This is a genomic window from Pseudonocardia ammonioxydans, from assembly GCF_900115005.1.
Lineage (GTDB): Bacteria > Actinomycetota > Actinomycetes > Mycobacteriales > Pseudonocardiaceae > Pseudonocardia > Pseudonocardia ammonioxydans.
Genome location: NZ_FOUY01000041.1, coordinates 1 through 20,925, shown reverse-complemented (window position 1 = coordinate 20,925; position 20,925 = coordinate 1). Strand labels below are relative to the sequence as shown.

18 protein-coding genes and 4 pseudogenes are annotated in these 20,925 nt (G+C 71.1%); 7 read left to right on the top strand and 15 right to left on the bottom strand.

The window, feature by feature from the left end:
* The first annotated feature begins 3 nt into the window (after positions 1-3).
* Entirely contained in the window at positions 4-495 is a 492-nt protein-coding gene (locus BM093_RS27610; RefSeq protein ID WP_093352511.1) for an RpiB/LacA/LacB family sugar-phosphate isomerase, read from the top strand.
* Between the two features lie 179 nt (positions 496-674).
* On the opposite strand, the pseudogene BM093_RS27605 reads toward BM093_RS27610, so the two are convergent.
* The 7 genes and pseudogenes from BM093_RS27605 to BM093_RS27575 all read right to left on the bottom strand — a co-directional run bounded on the left by BM093_RS27605 (position 675) and on the right by BM093_RS27575 (position 6,510).
* Positions 675-1,366: pseudogene (locus BM093_RS27605) on the bottom strand (LLM class flavin-dependent oxidoreductase).
* 36 nt (positions 1,367-1,402) lie between these two features.
* The gene (locus BM093_RS27600; protein WP_093352507.1) at positions 1,403-2,257 is read right to left on the bottom strand and encodes an alpha/beta fold hydrolase; all 855 of its coding nucleotides are present in this window, start codon (positions 2,255-2,257) and stop codon (positions 1,403-1,405) included.
* A gap of 1 nt (position 2,258) precedes the next feature.
* The gene (locus BM093_RS27595; protein WP_093352502.1) at positions 2,259-3,065 is read right to left on the bottom strand and encodes a 3-methyl-2-oxobutanoate hydroxymethyltransferase; all 807 of its coding nucleotides are present in this window, start codon (positions 3,063-3,065) and stop codon (positions 2,259-2,261) included.
* A gap of 20 nt (positions 3,066-3,085) precedes the next feature.
* Positions 3,086-3,580, bottom strand: a complete 495-nt coding sequence (locus tag BM093_RS27590) for a type 1 periplasmic-binding domain-containing protein (RefSeq protein ID WP_218162953.1) — start codon at positions 3,578-3,580, stop codon at positions 3,086-3,088.
* Positions 3,581-3,603: 23 nt separating this feature from the next.
* Positions 3,604-4,890 (bottom strand): aromatic ring-hydroxylating dioxygenase subunit alpha, encoded by a 1,287-nt coding sequence (locus tag BM093_RS27585; RefSeq protein WP_093352493.1) that lies wholly within the window; start codon positions 4,888-4,890, stop codon positions 3,604-3,606.
* Between the two features lie 73 nt (positions 4,891-4,963).
* Positions 4,964-6,181 (bottom strand): NAD(P)/FAD-dependent oxidoreductase, encoded by a 1,218-nt coding sequence (locus BM093_RS27580; protein WP_093352488.1) that lies wholly within the window; start codon positions 6,179-6,181, stop codon positions 4,964-4,966.
* A complete protein-coding gene (locus tag BM093_RS27575) occupies positions 6,178-6,510 on the bottom strand; it encodes a 2Fe-2S iron-sulfur cluster-binding protein (RefSeq protein WP_245773840.1) in 333 nt (110 codons plus the stop codon). Before BM093_RS27575 ends, BM093_RS27580 begins: the two co-directional genes overlap by 4 nt.
* A 564-nt stretch (positions 6,511-7,074) precedes the next feature.
* On the opposite strand from BM093_RS27575, the pseudogene BM093_RS27570 reads away from it, so the two are divergent.
* A pseudogene (locus tag BM093_RS27570) lies at positions 7,075-7,958 on the top strand (IS256 family transposase); the annotation flags it as partial.
* A 179-nt stretch (positions 7,959-8,137) separates the two neighbouring features.
* Here BM093_RS27570 and BM093_RS27565 read toward each other — a convergent pair.
* From BM093_RS27565 to BM093_RS27535, 7 genes and pseudogenes are all read right to left on the bottom strand, one after another.
* On the bottom strand, positions 8,138-8,908 hold the full coding sequence (locus BM093_RS27565; RefSeq protein ID WP_218162952.1) for an SDR family oxidoreductase: 771 nt from the start codon (positions 8,906-8,908) through the stop codon (positions 8,138-8,140).
* A 34-nt stretch (positions 8,909-8,942) separates the two neighbouring features.
* A pseudogene (locus tag BM093_RS27560) lies at positions 8,943-9,793 on the bottom strand (thiolase family protein).
* Positions 9,794-9,826: 33 nt separating this feature from the next.
* Complete coding sequence (locus BM093_RS27555; protein ID WP_093352483.1) at positions 9,827-10,606, bottom strand: SDR family NAD(P)-dependent oxidoreductase; 780 nt, start codon at positions 10,604-10,606, stop codon at positions 9,827-9,829.
* 5 nt (positions 10,607-10,611) lie between these two features.
* Positions 10,612-11,634 carry a phosphotransferase family protein gene (locus tag BM093_RS27550; protein WP_093352477.1) on the bottom strand — a complete coding sequence of 341 codons (1,023 nt, stop codon included), beginning with the start codon at positions 11,632-11,634 and terminating at the stop codon, positions 10,612-10,614.
* Positions 11,635-11,702: 68 nt separating this feature from the next.
* The gene (locus tag BM093_RS27545; RefSeq protein ID WP_093352471.1) at positions 11,703-13,322 is read right to left on the bottom strand and encodes an AMP-binding protein; all 1,620 of its coding nucleotides are present in this window, start codon (positions 13,320-13,322) and stop codon (positions 11,703-11,705) included.
* A 32-nt stretch (positions 13,323-13,354) separates the two neighbouring features.
* A complete protein-coding gene (locus BM093_RS27540) occupies positions 13,355-14,305 on the bottom strand; it encodes a crotonase/enoyl-CoA hydratase family protein (protein ID WP_093352467.1) in 951 nt (316 codons plus the stop codon).
* Between the two features lie 127 nt (positions 14,306-14,432).
* Positions 14,433-15,980, bottom strand: a complete 1,548-nt coding sequence (locus BM093_RS27535; RefSeq protein WP_093352461.1) for an alpha/beta hydrolase — start codon at positions 15,978-15,980, stop codon at positions 14,433-14,435.
* A gap of 242 nt (positions 15,981-16,222) precedes the next feature.
* Between BM093_RS27535 and BM093_RS27530 the strand changes: the two genes are divergently transcribed.
* From BM093_RS27530 to istB, 5 genes and pseudogenes are all read left to right on the top strand, one after another.
* The gene (locus tag BM093_RS27530) at positions 16,223-16,846 is read left to right on the top strand and encodes a TetR/AcrR family transcriptional regulator (RefSeq protein ID WP_093352456.1); all 624 of its coding nucleotides are present in this window, start codon (positions 16,223-16,225) and stop codon (positions 16,844-16,846) included.
* Between the two features lie 686 nt (positions 16,847-17,532).
* A pseudogene (locus BM093_RS27525) lies at positions 17,533-17,768 on the top strand (transposase); the annotation flags it as partial.
* A 43-nt stretch (positions 17,769-17,811) separates the two neighbouring features.
* Positions 17,812-17,961: an iron-sulfur cluster assembly protein gene (locus tag BM093_RS27520; RefSeq protein WP_143105547.1), complete on the top strand. Its 150-nt coding sequence runs from the start codon at positions 17,812-17,814 to the stop codon at positions 17,959-17,961.
* Positions 17,962-18,062: 101 nt separating this feature from the next.
* On the top strand, positions 18,063-19,628 hold the full coding sequence (istA, locus tag BM093_RS27515; protein WP_093352451.1) for an IS21 family transposase: 1,566 nt from the start codon (positions 18,063-18,065) through the stop codon (positions 19,626-19,628).
* A complete protein-coding gene (istB, locus tag BM093_RS27510; RefSeq protein ID WP_093352447.1) occupies positions 19,625-20,437 on the top strand; it encodes an IS21-like element helper ATPase IstB in 813 nt (270 codons plus the stop codon). Before istA ends, istB begins: the two co-directional genes overlap by 4 nt.
* 187 nt (positions 20,438-20,624) lie before the next feature.
* On the opposite strand, the gene BM093_RS27505 is transcribed toward istB, so the two are convergent.
* The coding region (locus tag BM093_RS27505; protein ID WP_143105546.1) for a transposase at positions 20,625-20,925 on the bottom strand (301 nt) is incomplete at its 5' end.

Here is a 20,925-nt window from a genome sequence, read left to right as displayed (position 1 = left end):
GGCATGCGGATCGCGGTGGTCGCCGACCACAACGCGCTGCCGATGAAGGCGCAGGTGGGCGCGTGGCTCACCGCGCGCGGCCACGAGGTCGACGACCGGGGGGTGCACGCCGAGGAGATCGTGGACTACCCCCTGCTCTGCGAGGACGTGTGCGCGCAGGTGCTCGCTGGGGCCGCCGACTTCGCGATCGTGCTGGGCGGCAGCGGCAGCGGCGAGCAGATGGCCTGCAACAAGATCCGCGGGATCCGGGCCGCGCTGTGCCACGACACCTTCGTCGCCGAGGTCGCCCGGGGCAACAACGACGCGAACGTGCTGGTCATGGGCGCGAAGGTGATCGCGGCGGACGCGGCGGAGCGGATCTGTGACGTGTGGTTGGCGACCCGGTTCCGCGGGGGGCGGCACGCGGACCGGGTCGCCATGATCATGGCACTGGACCGGGGGGAGTCGCTCCTGGCGGACCGGACGGTGCCGGGGGTCGGCGCTCCCGGGCGATGAGCTCGCGCGCGGCCTCGGCGCCGATCCGCTCCAAGGTCGGTTCGTCCCGCCGACGCCGATCCCGCCGATCCCGCCGATCCCGCTGATCCCGTGGCCCAGGGCCAGATCGGCGATCTGCTCGGCCGCCGGGCCGTTCAGCAGGCCCCGGTTCGTCGCCGGGAACCCGACGCGCATCGTGTTCAGCAGCCTGCGGACCGCCCGGGGAGACCGGCCCGCGGCGTGCGCGGCGTCGTCGATGCGCGCGTTGAGCCCGGGCATCGCTGCCACCCCGCCCGGCAGGTTGTCCAGCGAGGCAGCCAGCCGTCGGCCTTCGCGCCGGTCAGCTCGAGCATCCGCGGCCGGTAGGCGCCGAGCCAGATGCCGACCCGGTGCGCGTGCTGCGGCCCGCGGCGCAGGCCGTACACTCGGTGGAACTCGCCGTCGTGGCGGAGCGGCCCGGGAGCGTCGACGTCCCAGACCGCGCGGATGAGGTCGATGCTCTCGCTCAGCGCGCGCACCGACTGGCCCGCGGTCAGCCGCCTGCCCCCGGCGGCCTCGATGGCGTCCCAGAAGGCCCCCGCCCCGAGACCGAGCTCGACCCGGCCGCCGGAGAGGATGTCGAGCGACGCGATGGACTTCGCCAGCACCGCCGGGGCCGCAGCGGCAGGTTGAGCACGTTGCCCGCCAGGTGCACCCGCTCGGTGCGGGCGGCGGCGTAGGCCATCAGCGTCCAGGTGTCGAGGAACGCGGCCTGGTAGGGATGGTCCTGGTAGGTCACCAGGTCCAGTCCCGCCCGGTCGGCCGCGGCCGTCACCGCGAGGGTGTGGGCGACGCCGGTCGCCGACGGGGTGACGAACGCGCCGAAGAGCAGGTCGTGGCCGTAGTCGGGCATGGGGAGCTCCTGAGGTGCCGCGAGTACCGTAGCCCCTCAGTACCGCAGCCCGTCGAGGAAGGCCAGCACGCGGGCGGGAGCGGTCTCGGCGGTCTGCTCGGCCACCGGGGCGTCCCACAGCTCGGAACCGGGCAGGCACTCGTGCAGGAACCACGCCGCGGAGCGGGCGTGCGAGCGGTCCTGGCCCGGCACCACCAGCGCGGGCACCCCCAGGGTGAGCAGGTCCTCCGGCTCGGGGCCCGGCACGCTGTCGCGGTCGAACATCGTGCGGACCAGCCCGTCGAGCACGGTCCGGTAGTGCTCGGGGTCCAGCGCGGCGTAGGCCTGGGCGAAGGCGGGGTCGGTGCGCAGCACCGGCGCCCACGGGCCCACGGCGGGGTCGCCGTTGAACCCGGACACGGTGTTCTTCGCCCGGTCGACGACGGCGGCGAGCCCCTGCGCGGCGACGAACGCGGCGTGCTCGGCGAACCGGCGGTGCTGCGTCATCCGGTAGACCGCGCCGCCCGCGGGGGAGTAGAGCACCATGCCCGCGGTGCGCTCCGGATGCGCCACCGCGAAGGCGGTGGCCACCGAGCAGCCCACGCACCCGCCGAGCAGCGCCGCCCGCTCCACGCCTAGGTGGTCGAGCAGCCTGTGGCCCTGCGCGGCGTAGTCCGCCCAGGTCACCCGCTCGACCCTGCCCCCGGACTCCCCGGCCTCGCGGCGGTCGAACACGATACACCGGTAGCGCTCGGCCAGCCGGTCCACCAGCCCCGTGCGCCGGTAGACGCCGTGCGTGGCCCAGTTGTCCAGCGTGGCGTCGAAGCCGCCGGGGGAGAACAGCAGCAGCGGGAAGCCCTCGCCGCGCACCTCGTAGCGGGTGGCCAGCCCGTCGATCACGGTGGTCGGCACGTCAGCGGCCCCCGCGGATCTGGCGGCCGGACCGGACGTCGTCGGCGTAGGCGGTGAGCGCGTCGTAGCTGATCCGGGCGACGTTAGCGTAGGTGTCGGGCGGGTCGTCGATGCCCGAGGCGGCGTAGCCGATCGCCGCCGTCGCCATCCGGATCCGCCCGTCCAGCCACGGTCCGCCGCCGTGTCCACCCAGCACCGGGATGGACACCGCGTCCACCACCGCCGGGCCCACCACGGGCCCGGAGTTAGTGAAGTTGAGCAGGGACGCGCCCGCGGCCTCGAGCGCCTTGGCCTCGGCCACCAGCTTGTCGCGCATCTCCGGCGGCACCTCGGTCTCCCTCCCCGGGGTGGCGCTGTAGGTCACGCCGTAGCGCAGCGCAGTCTGCGGGGTGATCCCGAACTGCGCGAACACCGGGATGCCGGCGTCGCGCACCGCGCTCACCGCGCCGAGGTGGTCCGCGGCGCCATCGAGCTTCACCACGTCCACCCCGGCCTCCTTGACCAGCCGGATCGCCGCGCGCACGGCCTCGCGGGGGCCCTCCTGCAACGGTCCGAACGGGAAGTCGCAGGACAGTAGGGCCCCCGAGACGCCGCGCCGGACGGCCTGGGCGACCACCAGCATCTGCTCCATTGTGATCTCCAGGGGGTTCGGCTGACCCCACAGGTTGATCCCGACGGTGTCGCCGACGGACACCACGTCCACGCCGACCCGGTCGGCGATCCGGGCCATCTGGTAGTCCCACGCGACGACGCACACGCTCTTGCGTCCCGCGCGCTTCATCGCAGCCAGCTCGGGCAGGGTGGTCACGGCAAGCCTCCTCAGGCTCCTTAGGAGCGGATCGCGGTGAGCAGCTCGGCGACGTCGGACTCCTCGCCGTTGACCAGCAGCACTCGGGCGTACGGGCGCAGCGCCCGCACGGCGTTCGTCATCCCCTCCTGGCGGCCCAGGGCCACCGCGGCGGTCATGATGCCCCGCTCGGCGGCGGCCCGGCCGAGAGTCTCGACCGCCGCCGCGGAGGCGTCGTTCCGGGTGGCGATCATGACGACGACGTCCCCCTCCGCCAGCTCGTCCGCCAGCGGCGTCGAGCTGCCGCTGGTGCGGTGCAGCCAGGTGCCCGGCTCGCCCGGCTCCTGGGCGGGCAGGGTGTAGAAGCGCGCCGCGTTCCACGGCTCCCTGGCGAGCCTGCGGACGAGGGTGGCCGCGCCGTCGTCCAACGCGACGACGCGGGCACCGCGCCTGCCCTCGATCGGGATGTCGATGCGGTACCGGGCCTCCTCCAGCGAGGTGGCCCGGGCGCAGCTGTTCTGCAGAATGGGGACCATGGTCATATCGGGGCCGTGTCGTCTCAGACGGAGGCGTGCGGCTTGCCGGGCTCCGCGGTCAGCGCGTCCTGGCTGGACTCGATGAACGCGGCGTCGCGCGGCAGCACCACGGCGGCGGACCGGACGCGGTGGTGGGCCGGGTCGACGCCGGGCGGCACGGTGCCGTCCTTCTGCAGCGCCAACGCCGCCTTCCGCAGCTTCTGCCGGGCCTTGATGATCCCGGCGTCCGCGGAGACCAGCCGCTCCTTGGAGCGGTCGACGATCGGGCCCATGCTCTCCTGCAGCGAGGAGTCCTGGATCGCGATCCCCTTGACCCCGGAGAAGTACTCGCCGCGGCGCTGGGCCTCGCGGTCCATCAGGTAGTCGTTGTCCTTGTTGGCGACCGGCCGGTAGGTGCCGGGGATGTTCTCGCTGTGCACGCCGTGCCCGGCGCGCATCGCCGCCACCTCTGTCTCGGTCAGCGGCCGGGTCGGGTGGTAGTCGAAGGAGTAGGCCCAGCAGTTGTGGTCGTCGATCGGGATCCACCAGTGGCCGTGCACCGGGTGGTCACCGCGCGGGGGCACCAGGGTGAAGCTGGGCATCACCCACGGCGTGATCCGCCAGTAGTAGGAGTCCTCCTCGGCGTTGCGCCGGGCGCCGACGAACAGCCCGCCCTCGGCGTCGGCCACCTCGAAGAACGGCCGCAGGTCGTTCATATTGTACTCGTTGCCCTTGGCGCCCTTGAACAGCGGGTCGCTCTTCAGGCCGCCCGAGTGCAGCCAGGACACGTGGCTGGAGTCGATGCCGCCCTCGAAGGCCTGCAGCCAGTTGCTCTCCTGCCAGCGCTTGGAGATGTAGGTCTGCTCGGGCTCCACCTGCGCGAACTCGAACTCCGGCAGCGGCGGGCGCTCGTCCGGGGCCCCCATGTGGGTCCACAGCACGTCCCCGATCTTGACCAGCGGGTAGCTGCGCAGCTTCACGTGGGCGCAGAAGTTGCTGTTCTCCGGCTCGGAGGGGACCTCGACGGCCTGGCCAGTCACGTCGTACTTCCAGCCGTGGTAGGCGCAGCGCAGCCCGCCCTCCTCGTTGCGGCCGAACCACAGCGAGGCGCCGCGGTGGGCGCAGAACTCGTCGATCAGGCCGTAGCGGCCCTCGCTGTCCCGGAAGGCGAGCATGCGCTCGGAGAGGAGCTTCACCCGCACCGGCGGAGAGTCGTTCTCGGGCAGCTCCTCGGCCAGCAGGGCCGGGATCCAGTACTGCCGGAAGAGCTCCCCCATGGGGGTGCCGGGACCGGTCTGGGTCAGCAGCTCGTTGATCTCGGTCTTGAGCAACGCCGGCCTCCTTTCGCCTCGCGTCGGTTCGGAAGGGTAATACCGTTAGTCCGTCGGGTCCAGTGGTCCGGGGTCACGGGGCCGCCACGAGCAGCTCCTTGAGCGGGCGGTCCGCGGCGCCCGCCTGGTCCGCGGGCACGGTCAGCCCCTGGGCGAGGGCCTTGCGGCCCACCAGGTAGTCCGCCGGGGAGTTGACGGCGTCGACCGCCACCAGCGCGCCCGCGCGGTAGTAGAGCACCGCGAACCGCTCGGACTCCGGGTCGCCGCGCAGCACGGTCTGGTCGTGCCCGGCGGAGATCCCGGCGATCTGCAGCTTGAGATCGCCCTGGTCCGACCAGAACCACGGCACCTCGACGGCGGGTCGGGGGCAGCCCGCGAGGGTGGCCGCCGCGATCTTCCCCTGGGACACCGCGTTCTGGACGGACTCGATCCGGATCGGCCCGGCCGGACCGGGCTGCACCGTGCAGTCGCCCGCGGCGACCACGGTCGGGATGCTCGTGCGCGCGTCCGGGTCGACCACGATGCCCCCCGAGCACAGCAGGCCCAGCTGCTCGGCGAGCTCGGTGCGGGGGACCACGCCGACGCCGACGAGCACCAGGTCCGCGGGCAGCTCCGTGCCGTCGGCCAGCACGACCCCGGACACCTCGCCGCCCGTCCCGGCGATCGCGGTCACCGCGGAGCCGAGCAGCACCCGCACCCCCCGGCGCCGGTGCGCCCGCAGGTAGAACTCGGAGGTGAGCGGCGAGACGGCCCGTCCGAGCAGCCGGTCCGCGGCCTCCACCACGGTGACCTCGGCGCCGAAGGTGCCCGCGGCGGCCGCGGCCTCGAGCCCCACGAACCCGCCGCCCACCACCACGACCCGACGGGCGAACGGCAGCGCGGCGCGCAGCCGGTCGGAGTCGGCCACCACCCGCAGGTGGTGCACCCCGTGGAGTTCGGCGCCGGGCACGGCGAGCCGCCGCACGCGCGCGCCCACGGTGAGCGCGAGCCGGTCGAACACCAGGGTGCGGCCCCTCGCGGTCGCGGCCCGGTCCACGGCCAGCTCGACGACCCGCTCGCCGGTGAGCACCTCGATCCCGCGCTCGGCGTAGTACGCGGCCGAGCGCAGGGCCAGCCCGGTCGCGTCGGTCTTGCCAAGGAGGTAGCCCTTCGACAGCGGCGGGCGCTGGTAGGGCAGGTGCGCCTCGTGTCCGACGAGTGCGATCGGGGCCGTGTCGCCCGCCTCGCGCAGCGAGGCGGCCAGCTGCGCCCCGGCCTGGCTCGCCCCGACGATCAGGGTGCCGGTACTCACGGCTGCTCCGGCGGGATCTCAACGGTCAGCCCGTCCAGGTCCTCGGACACGGTGATCTGGCAAGAGAGCCTGCTGCCGTCCCTGCGGTCGGAGGTGGCGAGGTCCATCATGTCGTCCTCCATCTCGCCCGGCGGGCCGACGGCGTCGAGGAAGTCGTCGCGGACCCAAACGTGGCAGGTCGCGCAGCTCAGGTTGCCGCCGCATTCCGCTACAACGCCGTCCAGCCCGTGCTGGGTGGCGGTGGTCATGACGGAGTCGCCGATCCGGGCGTCGACACCGGTCTCAGTGCCGTTGGAGAGCATGAAAACGACCTTGGGCACCGGCAGCACTTCCCCTTCAGATTGGCGACATCATGGTCTAATATAATACCAATTGACGGATGCGGCAAGGACGTGGAGGACATGGGGAGTGTCGGACCAGTGCGGGGCCTGTCAGGGCCTGCGGTAGTCCAGGAGGCCTTCGTGCTGCTCGAGCAGGGTGTCGGGCGAGCAACTGGGTCCGCTGCTCCTCGTCGAGGCCGGCCAGCATGGCCTCGTTGACCTCCAGGGCGCAAGCGGTCGACCCGGCGTAGAGGGCGCGACCCGCCGCGGTCAGCCGCACCACCCGCCGTCGGGCGTCGTCGGGCTCCTTGACCGGGTGACCAGCCGTCGCGGACGCGCGTGCTCGCGCGCTGGTGCGCGGCGGCGGTGGCGCCACCGGCACGCAGAACCCCGACTTCTGGCCGGCCAAGACCTCGGAGATCCTGCGCTGTTACCTGCTGGCTGCCGCGCTGACCGGGCAGGGCATGAGCGAGGTCATGGCCTGGCCGCTGCGCCCCGAGGACCGCACCCCGGTGAGCACCCTCGCCGGGCAGGGCCCCACGTACCGGCGGGCTGGCTGGGCACGCTGGCCGGTCGGCGGAGAGCAGGGACTCGCGCAACGGCACCACGCCGAAGACCTGGCCGCGAGGTCGGCGACGTGCCACTCGACGTGCCGCGGGACCGGGCCGGGTCCTTCGAGCCACGTCTGGTCCCGAAGGGCTCACGGCGCACCGGCGGCCTCGACGGGATGAGCATCTCGCTCTACGCGGGCGGGATGACCGTGCGCGACATCTCCCACCACCTGGCCCGCACGCTGGGCACCGAGCTGTCCCACGACACCATCTCCAAGATCACCGACTCGGGGCTCGAGGAGGTCAAGGCATGGCAGACCGCCCGCTGCAGGAGATCTACCCGATCGTCTACCTCGACGTCCTGGTGATCAAGGTCCGGGACGGGCACCAGGTCCGGAACAGGGCCGCGCACATCGCCGTCGGAGTCGACCTCGACGGCGTCAAGGACGTCCTGGGTCCAGGCCGCCGAGGGGGCGAAGTTCTGGGCCGGAGTGGGCGCCGAGCTGCGTAACCGCGGCGTCCGGGACGTGCTGATCGTCTGCTGCGACGGACTGACTGGGTTCCCGGAGGCCATCGAGGCCACTTGGCCACAGAGCATCGTGCAAACCTGCACCGTCCACCTGCTGCGCGCGGCGATGCGGTTCGTCTCCTACGCCGACCGCAAGAAGGTCGCCGCCGCGCTCAAGCCGACCTACACCGCCCCCACTGACGAGGCCGCCCGCCTCGAGCTTGACGCCTTTCGCCGAGTCCGACCTGGGCCGGCGCTACCCGGCGGCGGTGATGAGCTGGACCAACGCCTGGGAACGGCTCATCCCGTTCCTCGGCTTTCCGCTCGAGCTCCGCAAGACCATCTACACGACGAACGCGATCGAGTCGCTGAACTACCAACTCCGGAAGATCATCAAATTTCATGAGACGATCGGAGGTGGAGACCCTTGGCTGTTAAGAGGTCACCCGTTGTCCATGGGCACTGCCTTGGCCCCGGACTTGTCGACGATCCGAAAGTCCGACGACGCCTCGTCGCCGACGGCCTCCTCGTCTGCTCCAGAGCCGTGCGGCGCCGGCCGCACCGCCTACTGGCTCGGTCATGACGTCGCCGCGATTCCACCGCCGACGGGGATCACGGCGCCTGTGACGTAAGAACCGGCCCTCGACGCGAGGTAGACCGCGGCGCCGGCCATGTCGTCGGGGCGCCCGATTCGCCCGAGGGGTGACAGCGCGGCGATCTCGTCGCCATGCGCTTCGAGCGTGGCCGCCATCATCTTCGACGGGAACGGGCCCGGCGCGACGGCGTTCACGGTGACACCCCGCGGGCCGAGCTCAGCGGCGAGCACTCGGGTGAGGTGATGCAGGGCGGCCTTGCTGGCGGAGTAGGAGTAGGTGGTCATATGGGGCACTCGTAGGCCGTCGATCGACCCGACGTTGATCACCCGGGCAGGGTCGCCCTCCGTCGCGCGGCTCTCCAGCGCCGGGAGTAGCGCACGGGTGAGCATGAACGGCGACTTGAGGTTGAGGTCGAGGACCTTGTCCCACGCCGCGGTCGGGAAATCCTCGATCGGCGCGCTCCAGTTCGCGCCGGCGTTGTTGACGAGGATGTGCGGTGCCTCGTCTCGAGTGAGCGCGTCGGCCAGCCGTCGACATTCCTCCTCGCGGCCGAGGTCCGCGGGAATCGCTCGGACGTCTCCGCGCTGGGCGAGCTCGCGCACCGCGTCGTCACAGGCGTCGGGCTTCCGCGAGCTGATGACGACCTTCGCCCCGGCGTCGAGCAGGCCACGGGCGATCATGAGACCGATGCCGCGGCTTCCGCCGGTGACCAGGGCGGTTCGTCCGGTCAGGTCGAAAAGGGTGCTGGGCACGGCGGCTCCTTCGGAGTTGTTGTGAGGGTGTCGGTCAGCTGAGCCGCTCGTAGATGATCGCCATGCCCTGTCCACCGCCGACGCACAGTCTCCAGCCCGATGCTCTTGTCCTTGGCGCGCAGGCCGTTGAGCAGGGTGGTGGTGATGCGGGCGTCGGTCATGCCGAACGGGTGTCCCACGGCGATGGCGCCGCCGTGGACGTTGAGCTTGTCGCCGAAGGGGTCGATGCGCAGGTCCCGGGCGGAGGGGATGACCTGGGCGGCGAAGGCCTCGTTGATCTCGAAGAGGTCGACGTCGTCGATGGTCATGCCCGCGGGCCAGCGCCTGCTTGGAGGCCTCGACCGGGCCGTAGCCCATGATCTCGGGGCTCAGGCCGGTGACGCCGGTGGAGATGACCCGGGCGAGCGGGGTCAGGCCGAGGTCGCGGGCGCGGGTGTTGGACATGACGATCAGGGCGGCGGCGCCCTCGTTGAGCGGGCAGGCATTGCCGGCCGTGATCAGCCCGTCGGGGCGGAACACCGGCTTGAGCTTCTCGACGCCAGCCGAGACGAACACGTCCCCCTCGCCTGCCTTGATGGCGTGGAGGGCCATGCGGGTGGTCTGCACACTGGAGGAGCAGTAGCGCGTGACGGTGGTGCCCGGGACGGTGTCGAGGCCGAGCAGGACCGACACCACGCGGCCGAGGTTGTGGCCCTGTTCGCCGCCGGGCAGCCCGCAGCCCAGGATCAGGTCGACGATCTCGGTGGGGTCGAGCACGGGGATCTGGTCGAGAGCGGCGCGGACCAGCTGGGCGGCGAAGTCGTCGGGGCGCACGTCTTTGAGGGAGCCCTTGCGGGCGCGGCCGATGGGGGAGCGGGCGGCGGCGACGATGACGGCGTCGGGCATGGGGATCTCCTGGCGGTGCCGAGGGGGCGGCGCTCAGAGTGCGCTTTCGACCTTCTGCTGCAGCCTGTTCATGCCGGCGATCCACCGACCGGTGTCGGCGGCGCGCGCGGTGTAGTACTCGGCGACCTCGGCGTGGGGCAGGATCAGAAAGCGGTCGTCGGCCAGGGCGTCGATGACGTGGTCGACGACCTGGGCCGGCTCGATCGCAGTCGCGTTCATGATCATCTGCTCGCCGGGTTCGGCGTTGGCGAGCATGTCCGTGCGCACGCCTTGGGGGCAGAGGGCCTGCACGGTGATGCCGCGGTGGCGATAGGTGGCGGAGAGCCACTCGGCGAACCCGAGTGTGGCGTGCTTGGTCACCGAGTACGGAGCCGAGCCGAGCATGGTCAGCAGGCCCGCCGCGGACACGGTGGCGAGGAAGCGGCCCTGGCCGCGGTCGAGCCAGTCCGGGAGGAGTCGGTCGGCGGCCCGGACGTGGGCCATGACGTTGACGTCCCAGGCCTTGGCCCACACCGGCTCGGGTGCCTCCGGGCCCCCGTGGGGTGCGACTCCGGCGTTGGCGCAGAAGAGGTCGATGGCGCCGAGGTGGGCGGTGGCCGTCTCGACGAGCCGGTCGATGCCGGCCTCTGTGGCGGCGTCGCCGGGTACGGCGTGTCCGCCGATGTCTGTGGCGACCTTCCTGGCCGCGTCGGCGTCGAGGTCGGCGACGACCACGCGGGCCCCGTGCTGGGCGAAGCGGCGCGCCAGGGCGGCGCCGATTCCGGCGCCGCCGCCGGTGACGACGACTCCGGAGTTCTCGAGGTCGAAGGTCATGGCTGTCAGTCCTTCAGGGTGTCGAGGGCTCGGGTGAGGAGGGGGCCGACGGCGCCGCCGAACCGGTCGAATCCCGCTCCGACGGTCTGGCCCTGGATATGGCGGTAGTGGATGCCCTCCACGATCACGGCGAGCTTGTACAACGCGAACGCCACATACCAGCCCAACGCCGAGACGTCGCGGCCCGAGCCCGCGGCGTAACGGGCGATCAACGCGTCCGCACTCGGGTAGCCGGGTGCGAGTCCCACGTCGGTGCCGATGCCGGGATTGAGCCGGGCGTTCTCGTCGTAGGCGACGAGCAGGGCGAGGTCGGTGAGCGGATCGCCGAGGGTCGACATCTCCCAGTCCAGGACCGCGGTGACTCGGTCGGCGGTGTCGACGAGCAGGTTGTCCAGCCGGAAGTCGCCGTGCACGATCGTCGCCGGCGGTGAGGCCGGGACCGCGACGGCGAGGCGCTCGTGCAAGACCGTGGCGTCGGGCAGGTCCCGACTGTGGGAGGCGTCGAGCTGCTTGCGCCAGCGGGCTACCTGGCGGGCCAGGTAGCCCTCGGGTCGGCCGAAGTCGGCGAGACCCACCTCGGTCGGGTCCACGGAGTGCAGCTCGACGAGAGCGTCGACCGTCCCTTCGGCCAGCCGCCGGGTGCGCTCGGGCCCGATCGCCTCCAGCTCGGCGGCGCTGCGGAACGGCGTGCCGGTCACGAACTCCATGACGTAGAAGGCAGCGCCGAGGACCTCGGGGTCCTCGCAGAGCAGCACCGGGGGAGGGGCGGGCACCCGTCCGTCGCCGTGCAGGGCTCTGATGACCCGGTACTCGCGGGACATGTCGTGCGCGGTGGGCAGGACGTGACCCAAGGGTGGGCGGCGAACCACCCACCGTGAGCGTGCGTCGCTCACGAGGTAGGTCAGGTTCGACCGCCCGCCCTGGATCACCTCGGCGTGCAGGTCCCCGCTGACCAGGCCGGGACGCTGCTGGTCGAGGTGGTGGCGGAGACTCTCCAGATCGAGTCCGGGGACGTCGTCCTGGCTCATGAGGATCCTTTCCTGGATGGGCTCGGCTCGGGGGAGGGATGACGTCCCGGCCGAGCCCGGGCTGGGAGTCAGGGCAGCCGGTCGAGGGCCTGCTCGGTGATCCGTTCGCGTAGCAGGAACTTCTGCAGCTTGCCCATGGCGTTGGTCGGCAGCTGCCCGGCGAGGTACCAGTCGCGGGGTGCCTTGGCCGGGGCGAGCCGGCTGCGGACCAGGCCGTGGAGCTCCTGGCCGGTCGGTGGGTTCGCCGGGTCGGTGGGGGTGATGATCGCGGCCACGATCTCGCCCCACTGCTGGTCGGGCACACCTACGACGACGGCGCTCGCGACGCGGGGGTGGTCGGCGAGGACCGCCTCGATCTCGCGCGGGTAGATGTTCTCCCCGCCGCGGATGATCATGTCTTTGATCCGGCCGGTGACCCGCAGATACCCGCGCTCGTCGAGGACGCCGAGGTCTCCGGTGTGCACCCAGCCGTGCGCGTCGATGGTCTCCGCGGTCTGCTCGGGCATGTCGAAGTAGCCGAGCATGGCCTGGTAGCCACGGGCGCAGATCTCACCCTGGGCGCCGATCGCGACCGGCTCCTCCCCGCCGGGTTCGACGACGCTGATCTCCACGTTGGGCAGCGGTCGGCCGACGGTCCCGCACTTGTCCTCGAGGGTGTCGTCCGGGCTGGTCTGGGCGATGATCGGGCTGAGCTCGGTCTGGCCGTAGACGGTGGAGAACCGGGCGCGGAAGCGGCGTTCCGCCTCACGCACGAGCTCCGGCGGGACGGCGTCGCCACCGGAGATGGTGACCTTCACCGAGGACAGGTCGAAGGAGTCGAACTCGGGGTGGGCGAGCAGCCCGAGCATCATCGCGGGCACGCCCGCGTAGAGATCGGCGCGGTGCTCCTGCAGTGCGGTCAAGACCAGTGTCGGGTCGAACAGCTGGCAGATGACGATGGTGCCGTGGCTGGTCGCGGTGCCCAGCACCGACATGCCGCAGGCCGCGGTGTGGAACAGCGGCAGCGCGGTGGCCCAGACGCCGTGGCGGGGGAACTGCGCGCGCTCGTGCACATAAGCCGCGGCGGTGATCAGGCCACGGTGGTGCAGCAGCGCACCCTTCGGGAACCCGGTGGTGCCGGAGGTGTACTGCAGTTGCGCCGCGGCGGTGGGCTCGACGTCGGGCAGGGGCTGGGCGGGGCCGTCGAAGGCCTGGATCTCGGCGTACCAGGTCTCGAAGCGGATGGCCTCGCGGACCTGGGGCAGCTTCTCGCGGACCTGCTCGGCGATGGCGGCCATGTCGGTGCCGCGGAAGGAGTCGCTGTAGGCGATCCCGACCGACTTGGACTGGCGCAGCACGTACTCCAGTTCCCCGGCGCGCAGTGCGGGGTTGGCGGTGACCAGGACCAGCCCGGCCAGCGCGGCGCCGTACTGCAACAGGATCCACTCGGGGACGTTCGGTGCCCACACCGTGACGTGCTCACCGGGGCGGAACCGGGTGAGCAGCCACTGCGCGGCCTTCTCGGCGTCGGCGAGCAGCTCGGTGTAGGTCCACACCTGTGCGGGCCGGCCGGGGGCGCGCGCGATCAGCGCGGCCCGGTCCGGCTCGGCCGCGGCGACCTCGCGCAGCAGGTCACCGGCGGTGAGATCGAGGATCTTGGCCTCGGTCTGGGCGGGCAGGTACGAGGTCTCGAGTCCGGTCCCGGTCATGTCATGCCTCCTTGCCTGACGTCGTGGGTGGGTCAGTGGCCGGAGTGGCCCGAGTGGCCGGAGTGGTTCGGGTGGCCTTCGGCGATCTCCTCGGCGGTGGGCACGGGCCCGCCGCCGTTGGGGATGGGGCGCCCGGAGTCACGCCAGTCGACGGCGGCAGCGAACCCGTGCTGGGCGGAGAAGTCCTGGAACCAGCGGCCCTCGGGGGAGTGGCGGGTGATCCCGTCGAACAGGGTGGCCAGGACCTGGGTGCCGTGCAGACCCATGTTGTCGTAGGCCTGGTTGACCATCATCTTCTGCATGACCAGCTGGTTGATCGGCGCGCCTGCGATGCGGTCGGCGAGCTGCTCGACCGCAGCGTCGAGCTCGTCGGCCGGGACTGCGTCGATCACGAGGCCCCAGTCGGCGGCCTTGCGGCCGTCGATCTTGTCGCCGGTGAGCAGCATCCGCTTGGCCTTCTCCGCGCCGAGCCGGTAGACCCACATCGCGGTGGTGGGGCAGCCCCAGACGCGGGCGGGCATGTAGCCGATCTTGGCGTCCTCGGCCATGACAACCAGGTCGCAGGACAGGGCGATGTCGCTGCCGCCGGCGACGGCGTAGCCGTGCACCTTCGCGATGGTTGGCTTGAGCGAGCGCCACAGGGTGAAGAAGTTGTCGGTGTTGGACTTCATCATCTGGAAGTCCTGGATGGGGTCCCACACCGTCGGCTGGGTGTCGACGCCGTCCTCGGCGTAGACGTGCAGGTCGTAGCCGGAGCAGAACGCCCGGCCCGCGCCCTGCAGGATGATCACGTGGACCGCAGGGTCCTCGTTCGCCCGCGCCACCGCCGCCGCGATCTGCCGGGCCATCTCGTGGGTGATCGCGTTGAGCCGTTCGGGACGGTTCAGCGTCAGGTACGCCTTGCGACCGCGGACCTCGTAGAGCACCACGTGCTCGGGCTCGACGTAGTCCGCCGACGTCTGCTGGGTCGTCTGCTGGGACACGGTGTTACTCCTTCGGGTGGGGCGACGGCCGCCGTCGGCCGTCCTGGACCGTCGGCGGTGCGGCCCCCGCGCGGTGTCGATGGGCGCGGTGCGCCTGGTCGGGGATGCCGACCAGGCGCACCGCAAGCTAGGCCTGGGTCACCTCGATCCGCGCGTAGCCGGGGGCGTGGCCGAACAGCGCCAGCGCGTCGGCCTTGGTGGCGTAGGCGGGGTCGTCGAGGTCGACGTCGAGACGCAGACGGCCCTGCGGGTCCGCGGTCAGGTCCTCGGTGCGGTTCTGTCCGGCAGCTGAGCTGTAGCTCACCCGGTAGGTCTGCCCGGCGGTGAAGCTCGCCGGGGTGAGCGCGTCGACCACGCCGGTCCCCCGCAGGCTGAAGGCATGACCGTCGTGGCGGGCGTTCTCCAGGGCGAGGAACTGCGTGTCGGTGTGCTCGGCGGCCACGTCGTAGCCCCATACCGAGAACGTGCGGTCCTGGGTGCGGTAGCCAAAGCTGTCGGTGGTCACCGGCTCGGCTGCGAAGGCGGCGTTGGCGCCCGGAACGATGACCTCGGGGTAGATGCGGTGGTTGTAGGCACCGTGGATACCCGAGTAGCGGACCTGCTTGGCCTCGACGCCGGCGTTCGCGATGTCCGCGATGTGCTCGTCATTGTTACGCCGCATCTGCGACTCGATCAGTGACGCGGCCGGGTTGCGCAGTGCCGGGTCGTCGGCGCAGTCCTCCGCACCCGCGGCGTCGGTCGGCGGGGCGCACACGTCCCCGGCGCTGATCATCAGGGGGCTGCCGGAGCCGGCGAAGTTCCCGACGAGGTCGGCGGGGTTGAAGTTGCGCCAGCGGGGAAGGTCGGTGACCGAGACTCCATAGCCCTGGTCGCGCATGTACCCGACCACGTCGACCCAGTTCCGCCAGAAGGTGTCGTCGACGAAGTCGTAGGGGCCGCTGATCGCGGCGGTGTAGGCGAACCGGTCGGGGTGGCGGAAGGCCTGGATGAGCGCGCCGACCGCGCCCATAGAGAAACCGCTGATCCCGCGGCCGCCGCGGTCGGTGCGCACGTTGAGCACCTGCTCGGTCAGGGGGATGAGCTCCTGGTAGAGCACGGTCTCGGCCGGGACCGTCTTCGCGGTGACCGGCGGCGCCTCGGGGAGCAGGTCGCGCTGCCCGTCGATCCACAGGCAGGACTCGCACCAGCTGTTTTGGGCGTTGGTGTCGGGAGCGACGACGACGAACTGGGCCTGGTCTCGCTGCTCGGCGAAGCCCTGCAGCTTGGTCTGCTTGTCCCCGCCGCCCGACCCGACCATCTCCAGCAGCGACTCCTGGGCCGCCACCGGGTCGGTCACCGGGTTGTCCAGCGCGGACACGACCGTGCCGTGCAGGTAGTAGAGCGTCGGCGACTTCGCACCAGTCTCGCTGTAGCTCGTGGGGAGATAGACGGTGTTGTCCGACCGCTGTCCGAGCGCCGGGCTGTCGTAGGACAGCAGCAACGCACCGGGCTCGTCGACCTTCGGGGAGAGGGAGACGTTCCAGTCCGCGAACGGCGCCGGAAGCGCATCGATGCGCTCGGCGCTCGGCGCAGGCGGTGCAGCAGGTTCGGCGGCGAGGGCATGGGCCCCCGTCGTGATGAGCACCGCACTGCCGGCCACGACGGCCGACACGATGCCCATGAGGCGCTTTCTCATCGTTGAGTTCCTCGAGGTCAGGCCCGAAACGGCGCGGGCACAACGATTCCGGAGCGAACGACGGGCGAGGGTCGGGTCCCGTCATCGCCACACCTGGCCGGTGTGGCGATGCGCGGAGACCGGGGGGAGCGGATGGCCCGACCTCCAGTCGTCCTGACAGATCTGTTGCAGGGGGCTGATTGACAGACTAGTCGGTCGGCGAATCGGGTGACAAGGCCCGGTCGACGTCGTAGTCTCTTGCCATGGCCGCTCCTCCGACCCGCAAGCAGCAGCGTGAGCAGACGCGGGCGCAGCTGTTGGACGCGGCGGTGTTCTGTCTCGTGGAGTACGGCTACGCGGGCACGACCACTCAGCGCGTTCAGGACCGGGTGAACGTCTCACGAGGCGCTTTGTCGCATCACTTCGGCTCGAAAGCGGACCTGCTGGTCGCGGCGATCCATCACATCGCCGACGAGCGGTTGGAGCTATTGCGGGCGGCCGCCGACGGGATCGAGCCGGGTCCTGACGCGCTACCGCAGGTTGTGGCCGCGATCAGTGCCGCCATGTCGGGGCCGCCGTTTCTCGCCGCGCTTGAGCTGTGGGTCAGCGCTCGCACGGACCCGGAGCTGCGTGCGGCGCTGCTCCCGCCGGAACGCAGGCTCGGTCAGGCGCTGCGCGACATCTTCGACAAGGCGACCGCAGAAGCCGAGCCGGAGGCGACCCGTCAGGCGTTCGAGTCCCTGCTGATCTTCCTGCGCGGTCTGGCGATCACTGGCATCCTGCGCCGTGACGACTGTGCCGTTGACGAAGCGGTCGGCTACTGGATGAGCCGCATGGCGCCGGTGGCTGCACCCCGTAACTCTTCGTTGGGTCCGACGACGGGGTGACGTCGCCGGCACGGCTACTCTCTCCGGTCCTCGTAGGTGATCTGCCGTCAGCGGTGTCGCAGCAGGCTACAGCCGATAACGGCCGCACTTACGGCGCCACAGCGCCATCTCCGGGGCGTCGAGGGCCAAGTTGGTGCGCAGGTGACGGGCCAGCTGCCGGCCACCACGATCCGCGAGTAGACGTCGATCACGAACGCGGCGTAGACCCAGCCCGACCCGGTCCAGGTCGCGGGTGCGGGTGCGTTGGGGCCGGCGGCTTTAGCGGATCCCCCTTGAACCCGGGCTGCACGCCGCGGTCGGAGTGGTGCACCAGCCCGGCCAGGTCGTGTTGCTGAGTCCCGGATGACGACGAAGGAGGCCTCGCGGTCCGACTCGGCCTGCACACAGCCCCCCTCGTTGCGGGCCGCTGCGGACGTGCCGCGGCCTTTTCGGCCAGCTCCTGATCGGCCCGACGCGGCATAAGCTCGTTCACTGCTGGGCCGCCGAGTCGTCCACGAGGTGCTCGGATCTCTCGCAGAGGCGGGATGTTGCCGCGGCGCGCGGCCTGGGAGGCGGCGATGTTGATGTGAGGGTCCCTCGCTTCCCAGCACAGCGGGTGACCGGCGTCTCGGGCGCGCTGGGCAAGGAACGCCCGCTGGGCACGACCGTTGCCCTCTCGGAACTTATCTGGGCCGTCCTGGCTGCGCACGAAGTCCGCCGGGGTGCAGCGGCAGTACTCCGGCATGCCGGGCGGGTGGAGAACTGTCAGCTCGGGGTGTTCCTGGGCCTATACCACCAAGAAGGGGCGTACCCCGATCACCGAGAGCTGCACCTGCCCAAATCCTGGACCTCGGACCGGGAACGGTGCCGGGCTGCGGCGGTCCCGGACGAGGTCGAGTTCTCCACGAAGACCGGGCTGGCTAAGGACATGCTCGGGCGTGCCCTCGATGTGTCGGAGAGCGTCGTGACCGAGGCTCTGCGCGGTCATCGACCCCGACCTCGGAGTAGACGTCGTGGACATGAGCTTCGTGCGCGCGGTCGAGGTGGACGGCGAAATCGCCCGGCTCACCATGACGCTGACGTCCCCGGTGTGCCCGACTCACCGGGTGTCAGCGGCCAGTCCAGACTCCCCGTAGGCGGCCAGTTATCTCCCCGGTGATGGCCAGCGTTCTCCCCGCTGGCGGCCAGATATCTCCCCGCTGAGTCCCTGATCGACACCGCAGGCAAGGGTCTGTGGGTGAAGCGGAACGAGGAGATCGTGGAGATCTTGGAGGCATACGACCTCACCGGCAGTTACCGCGCTGCCGCCGAGTTGGCAGGCTGCGACCACCACACGGTTCGGCGTTATGTGCTGCTGCGCGAGTCCGGGCAGCCGCCGGTAGCTCGCGAGCACCGGGCCCGACCGATCGACGACTACCTGGACAAGGTCGAGGAGTTGGTGGCCCGCTCGAACGGTCGGGTCCGCGCCGATGTCGTGCACGAGCGGATCACGGCGATGGGCTTCACTGGCGGTGAGCGCACCACTCGGCGCACTGTCGCCGAGACCAAGGCCCGGCTGCGGGCCGGGCAGCGGCGGGTGTTCCGGCCGTGGGTGACCGAGCCTGGACTGTGGCTGCAGTGGGACTGGGCGGAGGGACCGCGGGTCGATGGCCGACGCACGAACCTCTGGTGCGCATGGCTGGCCTGGTCCCGGTTCCGGGTCGTGCTCGCGGTCTTCGACCGCACTCTGCCGACGATCGTGGCCTGCCTGGATGCCACCCTGCGCCGTCTGGGTGGCGTCCCGACCTACGCCCTGACCGACAACGAACGCACCGTCTCGGTCGATCACGTCGCCGGGGTCGCGGTGCGCCACCCGGAGATCGTCGCGCTGGCCCGACACTATGGGATGACGATCCGCACCTGCGTGCCGGCGGACCCGCAGTCCAAGGGCGGCGCCGAGTCCACGGTGCGGATCGCGAAGGCCGACCTGGTGCCCACCGCGGCGAACCTCTTACCGGAGTATCGGACCTTCGGCCAGCTCGAGACCGCCTGTCGGGCGTTCTGCGACGAGGTCAACGCTCGAGCCCATCGCGAGACCCGCCGCCCACCGGTCGAGATGCTCGCCGAGGAACAAGCCCGGCTGCACCGGCTGCCCGAGCGGGCGTTCACCGTCGCGTTCGGGACCACCCGCCGCGTCAACTGGGACGCCACGATCTCGGTCGAAGGCGTGCGCTACTCGGTCCCACATCAGCTGGTCGACACCAGGGTCTGGGCTCGAATGGCCGGTGACGAGCTCATCGTGACCGCGGTCGACCCCGAGCACGGCCCGACCGAGGTCGCCCGTCATCCCCGGTCTCGGCCGGGCACCCCGGTGATCGCCGCCGAGCACTACCCTCCGCCGAGCAGCGCTGCGGCCGCGGGCGGGCAGCGCCCACCCCGTGCGGCCACCGCCGAGGAGAAGGCGTTCCTGGCGCTCGGGCCGGGCGCAGCGGCCTGGCTGGTCGAGGCCGCCGGTGCCGGCGCCCGCGGACTCCGCCGCAAGATGGCCGAGGCGGTCACCCTGGCCAAGCTGCACCCGCCCGGCGAGGTCGACCGCGCCCTCGCTGTCGCAGCAGTCGCGGGCCGCTTCGCCGACAACGACCTGCTGCGCATCCTGACCCACCACGCCGGCCGCAACGACCGTGACGGCGCTGCCGTCGCCGCAACGGTGAGCCGGGTCAGTGAGGACCACAGTCTGCAGCCCGGCACCTCGGCCTGGTCCGGCTTCGGCCGGAACTCCCGCTCCGCCCCGGACACCCCGCAGCCGACAGGAGAACCATCATGACTCGCTCCACCACCGCTGCGGCGAGCACGGGCGCGCTGGCCACCGCCGCGGCCGGAGATCCACTGGCCGAGGCGATCGAGCTGACCAGACGGTTGAAGCTGCCTCACATCCGCCGCCACCTCGCCGATCTGGTCCCGACCGCACGAGCCCAGCGCTGGGACCCCGCCGAACTCGTGAGGGTCCTGCTCGCCGAGGAGGCCGCCGGCCGCGACGCAGCGAACCTGCGCACCCGCCGCGCGCGGGCCGGGTTCCCCGCCGGGAAGACCCTCGCCGACTTCGACACGAGCGCCTCGACCATCCCCCGACCCACCCAGGACGCGCTGACCAGCCTGGAATGGGTCGGACGCCGGGAGAACCTGTGTGTCTGCGGCCCGTCGGGCACCGGCAAGAGCCACTTCTGCGAGGCACTCGGCCAGGCCGCGGTCGAGGCCGGGATGACCGTGGCCTGGTTCACCATCGAAGACCTCGGCGCGCTGGTCCGCCGCCACCGCGCCGACGACTCGATCACCCGAGCCCTGGCCCGGCTGATCCGCACCGACCTGATCATCATCGACGACATCGGCCTACTGCCCGTCTCACCCGACGCCGCAGAGGGGTTCTATCGGCTCGTCGACGCCGCCTACGAGCGTCGCTCGCTGGCGGTGTCGAGCAACCTGCACCCCTCCGGGTTCGACGAGATCATGCCCAAAACCCTGGCCACCGCGACCGTCGACCGACTCCTGCACCACGCCCACATCGTCGTCACCCAGGGCGACAGCTACCGCCTCGCCCAGGCCACCTCCGGGAAGGGAGTCACCGCCTTGACCTGACCGACCAGCACCGACGGCCGGGGAAATATCTGGCCGCAGTCGGGGAGAACCAACTGGCCACCAGTGGGGAGAACTACTGGCCGCCGGCGGGGAGATCCAACTGTCCATTGACACCGGGGTCATGGAGGACCAAATGAGCCTGTCACGATTCCCGTGTAAGCCACGGGTGGCTGATGCCGTTAATGTATCACAGAGGAAGTCGTCCGGGGAAGAGGACGACCAGCGTGTTCAGAGCCGTTTTCCAGCCGTGTGTTCCAGTTCCGGATTCACCTCCCCTTTTGCTCGAGATGTTCCGGAGTCCGAGGTAGAGTAGCTTCATCGCTGCCTCGTCGGAGGGAAAGTGCCCGCGGGTCTTGGTGATTTTCCGGAGCTGGTAGTTGATGGATTCGATGGCGTTGGTGGTGTAAACGATGCGCCGCAGTTCCGGTGGGTAGTCGAGGAACGGGATGAAGTCGTTCCATGCGCGGCGCCAGACGTCGATCACGCCC

Coding starts and splice junctions, on each gene's coding strand:
- BM093_RS27555 (WP_093352483.1), bottom strand. CDS start 10,606: ATGACCTTCGACCTCGAGAACTCCGGAGTCGTCGTCACCGGCGGCGGC.
- istB (WP_093352447.1), top strand. CDS start 19,625: ATGACTCGCTCCACCACCGCTGCGGCGAGCACGGGCGCGCTGGCCACC.
- BM093_RS27610 (WP_093352511.1), top strand. CDS start 4: ATGCGGATCGCGGTGGTCGCCGACCACAACGCGCTGCCGATGAAGGCG.
- BM093_RS27530 (WP_093352456.1), top strand. CDS start 16,223: ATGGCCGCTCCTCCGACCCGCAAGCAGCAGCGTGAGCAGACGCGGGCG.
- BM093_RS27550 (WP_093352477.1), bottom strand. CDS start 11,634: ATGAGCCAGGACGACGTCCCCGGACTCGATCTGGAGAGTCTCCGCCAC.
- BM093_RS27535 (WP_093352461.1), bottom strand. CDS start 15,980: ATGAGAAAGCGCCTCATGGGCATCGTGTCGGCCGTCGTGGCCGGCAGT.
- BM093_RS27590 (WP_218162953.1), bottom strand. CDS start 3,580: ATGGTCCCCATTCTGCAGAACAGCTGCGCCCGGGCCACCTCGCTGGAG.
- BM093_RS27545 (WP_093352471.1), bottom strand. CDS start 13,322: ATGACCGGGACCGGACTCGAGACCTCGTACCTGCCCGCCCAGACCGAG.